This window comes from Stenotrophomonas sp. STEN046 (assembly GCF_056759755.1).
This window is the reverse complement of the sequence record NZ_JBRRDR010000045.1, coordinates 1-12,772: the sequence shown is the minus strand read 5'-3', so window position 1 is coordinate 12,772 and position 12,772 is coordinate 1. Positions and strand designations below refer to the sequence as shown.

Sequence of the window (12,772 nt, the reverse complement as noted above, 5' to 3'; positions counted from 1 at the left end):
AACACCGGCACAGGAGCGCGTCCTCCGCGCAGTTCCTGGGTCCTAGCGGCCAACCGCTGTGCGAGCTCCTCGAGTCGCGTGTGAGTCATCCTTCGCCTCCCTGATCCGTTTTGCCAGAAGCTTTGTCAGGTCGAGCACATTGTCCGGCGCCGAAGGCTGACCGAACTCGTCCACGACCATGAATGCGGTCTCCAGCAGCACAGGGTCGTAGATCCATTCCGGTGGATCGCCGACCAGCTCCAGGTAGTGCGAAAGCACCTTGACCGCAGCGCTCATCTTCTCGAAATCCAGTCCCGTAGATTGAGACTGGAGCGACATATCAACGTCCTGATCGGCACGATCAAGCGTGCCGTGTGGAAGCTGCATCACTGTTTCGAGATCGCGGGCCAGGCGATGGCCGATGCTCTTGGGATTGCTCTCCGAGATCCACTGGCTGACCTGGGGCTGGGCCCAGCGGGTGCCGCCGAACAGGCGGGCCCATTCGGCCGGGCCGCCAGCAGCGGCAACGCGGAGGCGCATGTTGAGGGTGCGGGCGGTACTGGCGTCCATCTGTAGATGGTGCGCTGCATTACCAATCCAGCAAATGACCAAAACGGTATTGACTATGCATTACCTCCGCGGTAATGTGTGGGCCATGAACCTCATCGACTACGCCATCTCCCAAGGGGGCTACGGCACCCCCAGCTGCCCCGTGATGCGCCGCCTGGCCCACCAGACCGGTTGTGCGCTGCGGACTCTCTACATGATCGCCCGCGGCCACAAGTTGCCGGGCGCACGCCTATGCCGCCGTATCGAACTGGCAACTGCCGGGGCGGTCCGTCGCGAAGCCCTGCGCCCGGATGTGTTCGGCCCAGGCCCGTCGTCCATCCCAGCAGGAGCCCCCCATGCAGCTTGATACCTTCGGTGAGTACGTCCGTGGCCGTCTGGAGCACTGGGGCGGCGAGTACGCGCTCCATCGCGACTGCGAGTACCTCGGCTTCCAGTCGCGCAACCTGCTGGCGGTGCTGATCGAGCACCGCGGCGACATGCCCGGCCGCGCACAGGGCTACAAGCCCCTGGAAACGGATCTGCTGGCGCAGCAGATCGAGGACATCATCACCGCCGTTGCGCGCGACAACGTGGCGATGGCCTGCGCATTGCGCGGCTACTACTGCGGTCGCGGTCGCCGCAAGGTCGAGCGCTTCGAGACGGCCAATCTGCTGCTGGCCAACTGCGGCCAGCGTCCGGTTTCCAACCGGCATTACCTGAATCTGGTCGAGCTGGGCTTCCAGCGTGTGCGCGGCTGGATGGAGGGCATCGCCCAGGCCGCGTAAGCGGCGGACCCACGCTTTCGCCCGCCTCTCGACCGGATGAACCCTCGTGCCCCGCCGGCAACGAGGCGGGCACCTCTCCTGTCCATCGCCACACGCGGTGGCCGATATCCAATCCTGGACTTCCCATGAAAGAAGAAATCTTCAGCGCGGTGGGCGCGGCGGCAGCCAAATCGGCGCCGCCGGTCACCGTTGCCGGTGCGCTCGCTGCTGGCATCACCTTGGACCGCCTGGTGGTGGTTCTGACCATCATCTATCTGGCGGCGCAGATTGCCTATCTGGGCTGGCGCTGGCTGCGTGAGTGGCGGCGGAAGGGGCGCGAGTGAGCGCGCCTGCTACTGCACTGCCGATACGACGCCTGGTGGCTGCGCTGGTGCTGAGCGCGGCAGGGTTGATCGCCATTGTTGACCACGAGGGCTACACCGACACGGCCGTGGTGCCGACCCGCAATGATCGGCCGACCTATGGGTTCGGCTCGACCCTGCGCGAAGACGGCGCACCGGTGCGGTTGGGTGATCGCATCACCCCGGTGCGCGCATTGCATACGGTGCAGGCGCACCTGGCGCGCGAAGAGGGGCAGTTCCGCGCATCACTGCCAGCCGTCGCCCTGACCCAGGGGGAGTACGACGTCTACGTCGATTTTCTCTATCAGTACGGCATCGGCAACTGGCAGAGATCGTCGATGCGCCGCCATCTGCTGCGCGGTGAATACCGCCAGGCCTGCGATGCATTGCTGCTGTGGAAGCGGGCAGGGGGCTACGACTGCTCCACGCGGGTGGATGGCCGCCCGAACACGGTCTGCTGGGGTGTATGGCAGCGACAGCAGCAGCGGCACGCACGCTGCGTAGCGGAGCAGTAGGTGATGCCGCGGGTGATGATCGCGATGGCGATGCTGCTGGCGTGGTCGCTTGCGATGTTTGCAGCGGGCTGGACCTGGCGCGGTGACCGCAGTGATTCGGCAATCGCAGGCGCGGCCTCGGTACAGCACGCGCAGGCCCTGCAGGCAGAGCGCGGATTACGTGAACAACTGGAACAACAGACCGGGGCGATGGCCCAAGTGGGAGAACAGCATGAACAGGATCGGGAACGTGCGGCGGTTGTTGACGCCGATGTGGTGGCTGCCCTGCGCGCTGGCAGTCTCCGCCTGCGCGACGACCTCGCCGCCTGCCATACTGGTCGCCTGTCCGCGGCCACCACCGGCGCCCTCGAACGTGATGCGGGCGCCGAACTACGAGCAGAGGTTGCGGCAGCGCTTGTTCGAATCGGACGCGATGCCGACGACCAGCTCCGCGCCTGCCAGGCGGTGATCGAACTGGATCGGCGTTGAAGCGCTGCAGCTGGCGCATGGCCGGACGCAGGCCGAATGCATTGGACTCGCCATATCGAGCGCCCGGCAGCGGTGCCTGGCCATCCTGCCCGGAATGAAGCCGCCGATGCGGTCCACATGGCGCTATCCTCGGCGTCCTCTCCAGGATGGGTCGCTCCATGCGCTTGATCGTGCTGTCGCTGTTCTTGTCTGCTGCATCCGCCACGCCCCTGCTGGCCGCCGCGCCGCCGCCGTCCGCGCAGGTGTCGCCGGCCTCGCCGCTGGTGATCGGCGAAACCTTCACCGTACAGTCGAAGGCACTGGGCGAAACCCGCCGCATCAACGTGTATCGCCCGCAGCCGTGGGGGCTGGACCCGAAGACGCCGCTGCCGGTGATCTACATGCCCGACGGGGGCATCACCGAGGACTTCCTGCACGTGGCTGGGCTGGTGCAGGTACTGACCGGCAACGGCAGCATGCGTCCGTTCCTGCTGGTGGGTATCGAGAACACCGAGCGGCGCCGCGACATGACCGGGCCCAGCAACGACCCTCAGGACCAGAAGATCGCGCCACGCATAGGGGGTTCTGCGGCCTACCGTCGTTTCCTGCGTGACGAACTGATGCCGCAGGTGCGCCAGCGCTACGCCACCACCGACGAGCGCGCTCTGATCGGTGAATCGCTGGCGGGGCTGTTCGTGGTCGAGACGATGCTGCAGGAACCGACGCTGTTCAACAGCTACATCGCGCTGGACCCAAGCCTGTGGTGGAACCGGAGTACGTTGTTGGCCGGCGCTGGCAAGCAGTTGCCTGCGGTTGCCCGTAGCGGCGCGCAACTGTTCCTGGCCAGCAGCGGCCAGCCGGAACTGGCGGCGGCGAGCGCGCAGCTGGCATCGATGCTGCAGCAGTCGTCGCCGGCAACGTTGGCGAAGTACCAGCCGCTGCCGGAAGAGACCCACGCCACGATCTACCACCCGGCGGCATTGCAGGCGCTGCGCACGCTGTTCCCGGCGCCGCCGCCGCCAACGCCGTAAGCGGCTGGCACGCAGCCTGCGCACGTGTGAGGATGCGGCAGCAGCGTAGTGCGCTGCCCCATCATCAACAGGAGAGTGCAGGAATGCAGCGGATGCAAGTGTGGGCGCTACTGGCCTGTGTGGCCGTGAGTGGATGTGCGATGTCGGTCGCGCCGCAGGGGGCGCAGCGCGGGATCGCGGGTGGTTCCCCCGCAGCGGTGCAGGGCGTCGTGCTGCCCGATACCGAGTCGCTACAGGTGCATGACCCGATCGGGCGCGACTATGCCCTGTGGGTGGCATTGCCTGCCAGCTACGCGGCGCAGCCGCAGAAGCACTACCCCGTGGTGTACGTGACCGATGCGCTGTACAGCTTTCCGTTGGTGCGCAGCGTACGCAATCTGGTCGGGCAGCAGGGCGTGAACATCGAAGACTTCATCCTGGTCGGCCTGCCGCCGCAGGACGGCCTGACGTCCAAGCAGAGCCGCTCGCGCGACTACACGCCAAGCAACCCGCAGCGCACGGCGGGCACCGACTACAGTGACGATGTTACTTACGGTGGTGCCGCGCACTACCGTGATTTCCTGGCCACAACGGTGCTGCCGGCCATCGATGCGCGCTACCGCACAGATCCAGCCCGGCGTACATTCGCGGGTCATTCCTATGGAGCTCTGTTTGGTGCGTATGTGCTGACCACCCAGCCGGACATGTTCAGCACGTATGTGCTGTCGAGTCCTTCGTTGTGGTTCGACCAGCTTCTGCTGCCGCGCATGCAAGACGCCGCCGCCATCCCGCTGCAGCCCACGCGTGTACTGCTGTCGGTGGGCAGCTACGAAACGGACAAGCCAGGGCCGCGCTATTCAACCGGCAACGACATGCTGCGGCAGACCGCCGACTTCACTGCCCAGCTGCAGCGCAGCGGCCGCAGGCTACAGGTGGAGAATGTGGTGATCGAGGGCGAGGACCACCTCACCGTCTATCCACGCGTGATCACCCGTGCGCTGCTGGAGGTGTTGCCGGGTGAGGGGCCGTATACCGGCGGCTGATGGCGGGTTCCATCCACGCATGGCGTGGATCTACTGACAGTCCCTGTCCTCACCGCGAGTAGATCCACGCCACGCGTGGATGGGCTGCGCTCATGCCGCCTGCGCGTCAGGCCCGGTCAACACACCCGCGTCGGCATGCCGAAAGCACAGCCGGATCGCGTCCAGCAGTTCGCTCATGTTGTACGGCTTGGGCAGGAAATGGATGCCGCCCGACAGCTGCGGCAGTACCGCGTGCTGGTCCATGCCCGAGGTGACCAGGATCGGCAGATGCGGGTACAGCGCACGTACCTGGTTGGCGGCCTCGATGCCGCTGACCCGGCCAAGGTTGACGTCGGTGAACAGCAGGTCGAAGCGCTCGCCCGCGGCCAGCAGGCCCAGCGCAGCTTCGGCGCTGCTGACACCGGCGACATGGCAGGCCTGGCTTTCCAGCGCCATCCGGCTCAGTTCACGGGTTTCTTCGGCATCCTCGATCAGCAGGACGCGCGGTTCAACGTGGCGCTTGGACAGCAGCATGACGCAACAACTCCGGACGGCAAGGGGCCAAAAGGCGCGCAAGTATGCGCAAGCCACCGGTGAGGCCGGCGTGCAGGATCAGCTAAGCGGGCGTTACAGGTCGGTGCGTGGCCTGCCGTTGGCGCCTCCACACAAGCAACATCGCTACCGCCAGCAGCGCGGTGCCCACGCGCAGGCCGGTGACCTGCCAGCCCAGTGCGATGCCGTCGTCCACGCTGAACACGTTCCACGCCAGGTTCATCGAAATGTGCAGCACCAGACCGCACCACAGGGTGTTGCCGTCCAGATGATCCAGCCACGCAAAAATGTAGCCGCCCAGCGCGATGACCGCGCCCACCAGCAGTGCCGTTGCGCCGCCATCGAAGCCGCCAAAGCCCAGCCAGTGCACCATGCCGAACAGCAGCGCCTGCGGCAGGGCGAGCAGCGGCCAGGGGCCGCGCATGATTTTCACCAGCAGCACGAAGCCGAGGCCGCGGAACAGGACCTCCTCGGCCAGCGGGAAAAGCACCGCCAGCATCGCGGCATCGAGCGGGGTGAGTGATGGGTTCAGCGTGCCCAGCATGGCCAGCCCCAGCCAACTGCACAGGCTGGCCAGCAGCACCAGCAGCGGCCCGCGCAGGCGGCTGCCCTGCAGGCCCAGGCTCGCTGCCAGGCCCACCCCGCGCGGACGCAGCAGAGCAGCCAGAAGCAGGGCCACCAGCACCGCCAGCGTGTTGTCCAGCAGACTGCCGCCATAGGGAATGGGCAGTGCGGGAATCGGCGCACCTGCGGCGGCGCTGAGGTCGCGCACGTTCAGGCCAAGTGCCACGCCGAGCAGAACGATCAGCAGGCGAATGCCCGCCGGTAGCGAGGAAAGGGAAGCCACGTGCACTCCTTTGCAGGGACGGTAGCAGGGAGTGTCACCGTTGGCCGGTGCGTATGGCACGCGCCGGAAGTCGCTGTGCCATCGGTCATGCGTTGCCAAACAGTCATGCGGATGCAGGTACAGTCGGGGATAGACCGATAGGAGCAATGCGAATGCTGTGCCCCGTGTGCAAGACCCAGACCCTGCAGATGACCGAACGCCAGGGCATCGAGATCGATTACTGCCCGGGATGCCGTGGCGTGTGGCTGGACCGAGGCGAGCTGGACAAGATCATCGAGCGTTCGACGGCCGCTGCCGTGCAACCGGCCGCGCAACCGGCCGTGCAGGCGCAGCCACAGGCTGTTGCCCAGGCGGCACCGCCGCCGGTGATGCACCGTGATACCCGCCATCTGGGACAGCGCCCGGATGAGCGTAGCCAGTACGGTCACGGTTACAAGAAAAAGAAGAAGGAGAGTTTCCTCTCCGAGCTGTTCGATTTCTGAGGCGTAGCGTCACGGGCTGCGTGCCGTTCACTACGGCACGCGGTCAGGCGCGGCGCAGGATGAACTCGCGGTCGCGGCTGTCGCCGACGATGAAGTCGTACTCGCCGGCCTTGCTGCAGCCGTAGCGCGCATAGAAGCGCTGCGCGCCGAAGTTCTCTTCCCACACACCCACCCACAGGGTGCGGCGCTGCGGCTGGTCCAGCCAGGCCATGAAGGCATCCATCAGGCGCGCGCCGTGGCCTCCGTTCTGGTGGCTGGCCAGGATGTACAGCCGCTTCAGTTCGATATCACCTTCGCGCGCATCTGCATGCGGCAGGGTGTTGGCACCGGCCGCCAGATAGCCCACCACTGTTTCGCCATCCAGCAGCAGCCACACCGCGCTGCGCGGGTCGGAAAGCTCGGCGCGCTGCGGCGCGATGCCATAGTGGTCCTGCAGGAAGCCGTGCAGATCCTGCGGCGGATAGGAGTCGCCCCAGGTTTCGGTATAGGTGGCGATGGCGATCGCCGACAGTGCTTCGACATCGGCGAGGGTGGCGCGGCGGATGTGCAACGACATGGTGCAGCCTGCAGTGGAACGTGGCGCAGTGTAGCCGGCCCCGGTGGTGGCCGGGGCTGGCTGCTGCTCACAATCGGCTGCTCAGAACCACATGCGTATGCCGGCCACCCAGCGTGTATCGCGCGCGTGGTCGCCGGCGTAGTCGGCGGTGTCACCGAAGCTGCGCTCGTGGCTGATGCCGATGTAGGGCGCGAAGCGCCGGCTGAACTCGTAGCGCAGCCGCAGGCCGGCCTCGACCTTGTTCAGGCCCTGGCCAATGCCGTACTCCGGTTCGTCCTTGCTGGCCACGGTGGCTTCCAGCAGTGGCTGCAGGATCAACCGATTGGTCAGCAGCACGTCGTACTCGATCTCGGCCTTGGCCATCAATTGACCGCCGGAACCGGCGTACAGCGTGGCCGAGCTTTCGAACTTGTACGGTGCCAGTCCCTGGATTCCGATCGCCGCCCAGGTGCGTGAATCGGCCGGGCGGAAATCCTGGCGCACGCCAACCAGCACGTCCCACCATGGCGAAACGGCGCGACCATACAGCGCTTCCACGCCAGACGACTCGGTGCGGCCCCCGCTGCGTTCGCCATCGGTGCGCAGCCACAGGCGGTTGATGTTGCCGCCGATCCAGCCGCTGGCCTCCCAGGCCTGGCCGTTGCCGTTCTTTCCATCCCAGTGCTCAAGGCGGTCGATCAGCAGCAGGCTGTTGATCTCTGGAGCGTGTTCCATCGCGCCGTGTGCGATGGGCGGGAAGGCGGCGGCACGGTCGGCGTCGGTGGGTACCGGGATCGGTTCGCGCGGTTCGGTGGGGGCGGGCGTGCCATGGCCCATCTTCGAGTGGCCCATCGCCGCGTGGTCCATCTTCGAATGGTCCATCGTGGAATGGTCCATCTTCGAAGGATCAACCTCGGCGGCGGCCTCTGCGGCCGGTGTCGAGGTTGCCATGCCATGGCCGGCGTGCGACTGCGCGAACGCGGGCATGGCAGTGGCCAGGGCCACGGCCAGCAGGCAGGGAGTGAGAAGGGAACGGCTCATTCTTCGATCCTCACTTCGCGCATCATGCCCGCTTCCATGTGGTAGAGCAGATGGCAGTGGTAGGCCCAGCGGCCGAGGGCATCGGCGCGCACGCGGTAGCTGCGGCGGGTGCCGGGTGGCATGTCGATGGTGTGCTTGCGCACCTGGAATTCACCCTGTGCGTTTTCCAGGTCGCTCCACACGCCATGCAGATGGATGGGGTGCTGCATCATCGTGTCGTTGACCAGCACGATGCGCATGCGCTCGCCGTAATTCAGCCGCAGCGGTTCGGCACCGGCAAAGGGCACGCCATCGAACGACCACGAGAATTTCTCCATGTGGCCGGTCAGGTGCAGTTCGATCTCACGGCCGGGTTCGCGGCCATCGGGGTCTTCGAACAGGCTGTGCATCGCGCCATAGGTCAATACCTGGCGGCCGTTGTCACGCAGGCCGATACCGGGGTCGTCCAGCTTCGGGTCGGTGGCCGAACTCTGCATGTCCACCAGCGGGTTGTTGCGCTCGCTGGCCGGATGCTTTGGCGCTTTGCTGGCGGCATCGCCGCCGCCATGCGTGCCGTGGCCCATGCTGGCACCGCAGCCGCCTTCCATGCCCTTCATGGCTGCCATGTCGTGACCACCATGGCCGCCGCCGCCCATGTCGTGCCCCATGTCCGACATGGTCAGCAACGGACGCGGGTCACGCGCGGGAATCGGTGCCTGCAGGCCGTGGCGCACTGCCAGGGTGCCGGCCGCATAGCCGGTGCGGCCCATGTCCTGGCAGAAGAGGGTGAAGACATCCTGGCCGGTCGGTTCCACCAGCACGTCATAGGTCTCGGCCGGGGCGATGCGGAACTCGTCGATGCTGACCGGGTGGATGTACTGGCCGTCGGCGGCGACCACGGTCATTTTCAAACCGGGGATGCGTACGTCGAAGTAGGTCATCGAGGCGCCGTTGATGAAGCGCAGCAGCACCTTTTCGCCACTGCGGAACAACCCGGTCCAGTTGCCGGCCGGGGCGGTGCCGTTCATCAGGTAGGTGTAGGTATGCGCGTTGATGTCGGAGATGTCGGAGGGTGTCATCCGCATCCGGCCCCACATGCCGCGGTCGGACAGTGCGGCCGACCAGCCATCGCGGCGGGCGTCGCGCAGGAAGTCCGGCAGGGTGCGCTTGTAGTAGTTGTCGTGCTCGGCGAGCTTCTTCATGCGCCGGAACAGCGCGCCGGGGTCCATGTCGGTCCAGTCCGACAGCATGATCACGTGTTCGCGGTCATGCCGGTAGGGCGCCGGCTCGGCCGGGTCGATGATCAGTGCGCCATACAGCCCGGCCTGTTCCTGGAACAGCGAGTGGCTGTGGTACCAGTACGTACCGGATTGCTTGAGGTTGAAGTGGTAGTGGTAGGTCTCGCCCGGACCGATGCCGTTGAAGCTCAGGCCCGGCACGCCATCCATGTTGGCCGGCAGCAGGATGCCGTGCCAATGGATGGAGGTGGGGTGCTGTCCAAGCGTGTTGCGCACGAACAGATCCACGGTCTGGCCTTCGCGCCAGCGCAGGATCGGCGCGGGCAGCGAACCGTTGACGGTGATCGCAGGACGGGTGCGGCCGGTGAAGTTGGCCAGGGATTCGCCGATGGCCAGTTCGACCCGGGTATCGGTGAGCACCGCTGGCGCGGCGGCCAGGCGCGGGGCGGCGGCCGCGGCCAGCGCGCGCTGCGGCAGGCCGACTGCAGCGATGCCGGCGGCCAGGCCGCCAGCGGCAATGCCTTGTACGAAAAGACGGCGCGACGGCATGGGCACAGCGCCCGGGCCGGGGGGGATGCGGGTATTCATGGTGATGACTCCAAACACGGGAAAACGCTGGCGCGGGGCCAGCACAGGTGCGCGGTGCGCACAGGGCGCGTGGAGTCAGATGATGGGAGGGCGTGAGATGGGTGGCAGCGGCGGTGCCGGGCGGCCATTGGCCGGCATCGGCTGCGGGCTCAACGACAGGCCGGGACCGGCCAGGAACGGCAGGCCCTGCACCGCCAGCAACGGATGCTGTGCGCAGCTGCGGACGCAGTCCTTGATCTGGCAGTGGGCGTCGTGGGCAGGCGCCTTGGCCTGAGGCGCGTGGTCTGCGCTCATGCCCGCATGATGATGGCAATCGGCGTTGGCCTGTCCGGCCATGGCCGAGGCGACCGCATGGCTCATCCGCCCCATTTCCTCATGTCCGCTGGCCATGGCCGCGTTCACCCCGTTGAGCAACAGGCTGAGCATGAGCACGACGCGTAGCAGGGTCGAGGCGAGGGACATGGCGATAATCTAGCCGCAAGCGGGCGGACATGCACATCCGGCTGAACGGCCGGTTCAAGATTGGACCCGCACACATGTGGAACCGAGCCCTGCCCAGCTCTACAAGGGCACCCGCGCACCGTTGGCGAAGGGGTAGCGCCGGGCCATGCCCGGCGAGCGCGAAGCGCGGCCGATCCACGGGCCGCCGGGCATGGCCCGGCGCTACCCCTCTTCGCGCACGATTTCCACCAGCCTGGACCCGTAGCGGCTGAGTTTGGTCCCGCCGATGCCGCCAACCCGGGCCAGTTCGTCCAGTGAGGTCGGGCGCTGCTCGGCGATGTTGCGCAGGGTGCTGTCGTGGAAGATCACGAAGGCCGGCACGTTCTGTTCGCGCGCCAGTTCGGCACGCAGGCCGCGCAGGGCATTGAACAGCGCCAGGTCCTGCGGCAGCACCGACAGGCCGGTGCGCTGGGCACTGCGCTCGCGACCGGTGCTGGCGCTGACCGCGTCGCGACGCATGCTGATCTGCCGGCGGCCGGTCAGCACATCGCGGCTGGCATCGGTCAGGCGCAGGCCACCGTGGCCCTCGCTGTCCACTTCCAGCAGGCTGGCCGCCACCAGCTGCCGGAACACGCTGCGCCAGGTGCGCGCATCCAGGTCGCGGCCGATGGCATAGGTGCTGAGTTTGTCGTGGCCCTGCTGCTTGACCTTCTCGTTCTCGCTGCCCCGCAGGACATCGATCAGGTGGCCGACGCCGAAGCGCTGGCCACTGCGGTACACGCAGCTGAGCGCCTTCTGGGCGGGAATCGTGGCGTCCCAGGCAGCGGGCGGGGTCAGGCAGTTGTCACAGTTGCCGCAGGGCTGGGGATAGGTCTCGCCGAAGCCGGCCAGCAGCACCTGCCGGCGGCACTGCATCGATTCGCAGTAGCCCAGCAGGTGGTCCAGCTTGGAGCGCTCCAGTTGCTTGCGCTCTTCGCTGGCTTCGGACTGCTCGATCATCTGCTTGAGCAATACGACATCGCCCAGGCCGTAGCAGAGCCAGGCCTCGGCAGCCTCGCCATCGCGACCGGCGCGGCCGGTTTCCTGGTAGTAGCCTTCCATCGACTTGGGCAGGTCGGTGTGGGCGACAAAGCGTACGTCCGGCTTGTCGATGCCCATGCCGAAGGCGATGGTGGCGCACATCACGATGCCATCCTCGCGCAGGAAGCGGCGCTGGTTGTTGGCGCGCACCTCCGAGGGCAGGCCGGCGTGGTAGGGCAGGGCATTGAAGCCCTGCGTGCAGAGGAACTCGGCGGTTTCTTCCACCTTGCGCCGTGACATGCAGTAGACGATGCCGGCTTCGCTGCGATGGCTGCGCAGGAAGTCACCCAGCTGCTTGCGGGCGTTGTCCTTCTGCACCACGGTGTAGCGGATGTTGGGGCGATCGAACGAGCTGACGAAGTGGCGCGCTTCGGCCAGGTCCAGCCGCTCGGCGATCTCGCGCTGGGTTGGCGGGTCGGCCGTAGCGGTCAGGGCGATCCGCGGAATGTCCGGCCAGCGCTCGTGCAGAACGGTCAGCTGGCGGTACTCGGGGCGGAAATCGTGGCCCCATTGCGAAACGCAGTGGGCTTCGTCGATGGCGAAGAGGCTGATGTGGCTGCGTGAGAGCAGCGACAGGAAGCGACCGGTCAACAGGCGCTCGGGAGCGACATAGAGCATGTCAAGCTCACCGGCCAGCAGTGCGCGTTCGACCCGGCCGGCGGTCTCGGCATCCAGGGTGGAGTTGAGGTACTCGGCGCGCACCCCGAGCTGGCGCAGGGCTTCGACCTGGTCCTGCATCAGCGCGATCAACGGCGAGATGACGATGCCGACACCATCGCGCAGCAGGGCGGGCACCTGGTAGCACAGCGACTTGCCGCCGCCGGTGGGCATCAGCACCAGGGCATCGTGACCGGCAGCCACATGCTCCACGATGTCCTGCTGCGGACCACGGAAATCGTCGTAACCAAAGACGCGTTGGAGCAGGTCGTGCGCGGGACGGGAAGCCATCCGGCTAGTTTACCCCGGCGGGGGTTCGGCAGGGCTGCGCCCTGCACCTGCAGAGGCCACGGCAACGTCAAAGGCGACAGCAACAGCCGGCTCTGGGGTGTCTGCTGGTTGGGCGGGGCAGTGTGGGCTTGCAGGACACGCCGTAAACCCGTCCATGGGGGCTCGTAGGCGCCATCCATGGCGCCTGCGGTCCTGCAAGCCCACACCGCCCCACCCCCGACAGTTTCCCGGTGACGGCAGTAGATCCACGCCATGCGTGGATGAAATCTGTCAGATATCGACAAACAAAACGGGGTGGGGGGGCTTGTTGCAGGGGCTAACCATGCCGCCCCCCCAAAAACTCCCGGAGACCACCGCACGCCTGAACAACACGCGGTGCGGGGGTGTGGTGGG

The 12,772-nt window shown here is 66.6% G+C and carries 15 protein-coding genes; 7 read left to right on the top strand and 8 right to left on the bottom strand.

Annotation, left to right across the window (positions count from 1 at the left end; genetic code table 11):
* Nucleotides 1-42 precede the first annotated feature (42 nt).
* Nucleotides 43-549 (bottom strand): hypothetical protein, encoded by a 507-nt coding sequence (locus tag ACVOLJ_RS17305; protein WP_475280069.1) that lies wholly within the window; start codon nt 547-549, stop codon nt 43-45.
* A 335-nt stretch (nt 550-884) separates the two neighbouring features.
* Between ACVOLJ_RS17305 and ACVOLJ_RS17300 the strand changes: the two genes are divergently transcribed.
* The 6 genes from ACVOLJ_RS17300 to ACVOLJ_RS17275 all read left to right on the top strand — a co-directional run bounded on the left by ACVOLJ_RS17300 (nt 885) and on the right by ACVOLJ_RS17275 (nt 4,669).
* Nucleotides 885-1,313, top strand: coding sequence for a hypothetical protein (locus ACVOLJ_RS17300; protein WP_475280068.1), 429 nt, complete (start codon nt 885-887; stop codon nt 1,311-1,313).
* Nucleotides 1,314-1,438: 125 nt separating this feature from the next.
* Nucleotides 1,439-1,636, top strand: a complete 198-nt coding sequence (locus ACVOLJ_RS17295) for a hypothetical protein (RefSeq protein WP_475280067.1) — start codon at nt 1,439-1,441, stop codon at nt 1,634-1,636.
* Entirely contained in the window at nt 1,633-2,169 is a 537-nt protein-coding gene (locus ACVOLJ_RS17290) for a glycoside hydrolase family protein (protein ID WP_475280066.1), read from the top strand. Before ACVOLJ_RS17295 ends, ACVOLJ_RS17290 begins: the two co-directional genes overlap by 4 nt.
* Nucleotides 2,170-2,184: 15 nt before the next feature.
* Complete coding sequence (locus ACVOLJ_RS17285) at nt 2,185-2,637, top strand: lysozyme (protein ID WP_475280065.1); 453 nt, start codon at nt 2,185-2,187, stop codon at nt 2,635-2,637.
* A gap of 158 nt (nt 2,638-2,795) precedes the next feature.
* Nucleotides 2,796-3,647, top strand: a complete 852-nt coding sequence (locus ACVOLJ_RS17280) for an alpha/beta hydrolase (RefSeq protein ID WP_475280064.1) — start codon at nt 2,796-2,798, stop codon at nt 3,645-3,647.
* An 83-nt stretch (nt 3,648-3,730) separates the two neighbouring features.
* A complete protein-coding gene (locus tag ACVOLJ_RS17275) occupies nt 3,731-4,669 on the top strand; it encodes an alpha/beta hydrolase (protein ID WP_481564697.1) in 939 nt (312 codons plus the stop codon).
* A gap of 90 nt (nt 4,670-4,759) precedes the next feature.
* On the opposite strand, the gene ACVOLJ_RS17270 is transcribed toward ACVOLJ_RS17275, so the two are convergent.
* Nucleotides 4,760-5,182, bottom strand: a complete 423-nt coding sequence (locus tag ACVOLJ_RS17270) for a response regulator (RefSeq protein ID WP_475280062.1) — start codon at nt 5,180-5,182, stop codon at nt 4,760-4,762.
* Between the two features lie 82 nt (nt 5,183-5,264).
* On the bottom strand, nt 5,265-6,047 hold the full coding sequence (locus ACVOLJ_RS17265) for a CPBP family glutamic-type intramembrane protease (RefSeq protein ID WP_481564696.1): 783 nt from the start codon (nt 6,045-6,047) through the stop codon (nt 5,265-5,267).
* Nucleotides 6,048-6,199: 152 nt separating this feature from the next.
* Here ACVOLJ_RS17265 and ACVOLJ_RS17260 point away from each other — a divergent pair, with 152 nt between their 5' ends.
* Complete coding sequence (locus ACVOLJ_RS17260) at nt 6,200-6,529, top strand: TFIIB-type zinc ribbon-containing protein (RefSeq protein ID WP_481564695.1); 330 nt, start codon at nt 6,200-6,202, stop codon at nt 6,527-6,529.
* Between the two features lie 43 nt (nt 6,530-6,572).
* Here ACVOLJ_RS17260 and ACVOLJ_RS17255 read toward each other — a convergent pair whose 3' ends face one another.
* The 5 genes from ACVOLJ_RS17255 to recQ all read right to left on the bottom strand — a co-directional run bounded on the left by ACVOLJ_RS17255 (nt 6,573) and on the right by recQ (nt 12,379).
* On the bottom strand, nt 6,573-7,085 hold the full coding sequence (locus ACVOLJ_RS17255; RefSeq protein WP_475280059.1) for an N-acetyltransferase family protein: 513 nt from the start codon (nt 7,083-7,085) through the stop codon (nt 6,573-6,575).
* 81 nt (nt 7,086-7,166) lie between these two features.
* Nucleotides 7,167-8,105 (bottom strand): copper resistance protein B, encoded by a 939-nt coding sequence (locus tag ACVOLJ_RS17250; protein WP_481564694.1) that lies wholly within the window; start codon nt 8,103-8,105, stop codon nt 7,167-7,169.
* Nucleotides 8,102-9,910: a copper resistance system multicopper oxidase gene (locus ACVOLJ_RS17245; protein WP_481564693.1), complete on the bottom strand. Its 1,809-nt coding sequence runs from the start codon at nt 9,908-9,910 to the stop codon at nt 8,102-8,104. Before ACVOLJ_RS17245 ends, ACVOLJ_RS17250 begins: the two co-directional genes overlap by 4 nt.
* A gap of 75 nt (nt 9,911-9,985) precedes the next feature.
* Complete coding sequence (locus tag ACVOLJ_RS17240) at nt 9,986-10,372, bottom strand: CopL family metal-binding regulatory protein (RefSeq protein WP_481564692.1); 387 nt, start codon at nt 10,370-10,372, stop codon at nt 9,986-9,988.
* Between the two features lie 201 nt (nt 10,373-10,573).
* Nucleotides 10,574-12,379 carry a DNA helicase RecQ gene (gene recQ, locus ACVOLJ_RS17235; protein ID WP_475280055.1) on the bottom strand — a complete coding sequence of 602 codons (1,806 nt, stop codon included), beginning with the start codon at nt 12,377-12,379 and terminating at the stop codon, nt 10,574-10,576.
* Nucleotides 12,380-12,772 lie beyond the last annotated feature (393 nt).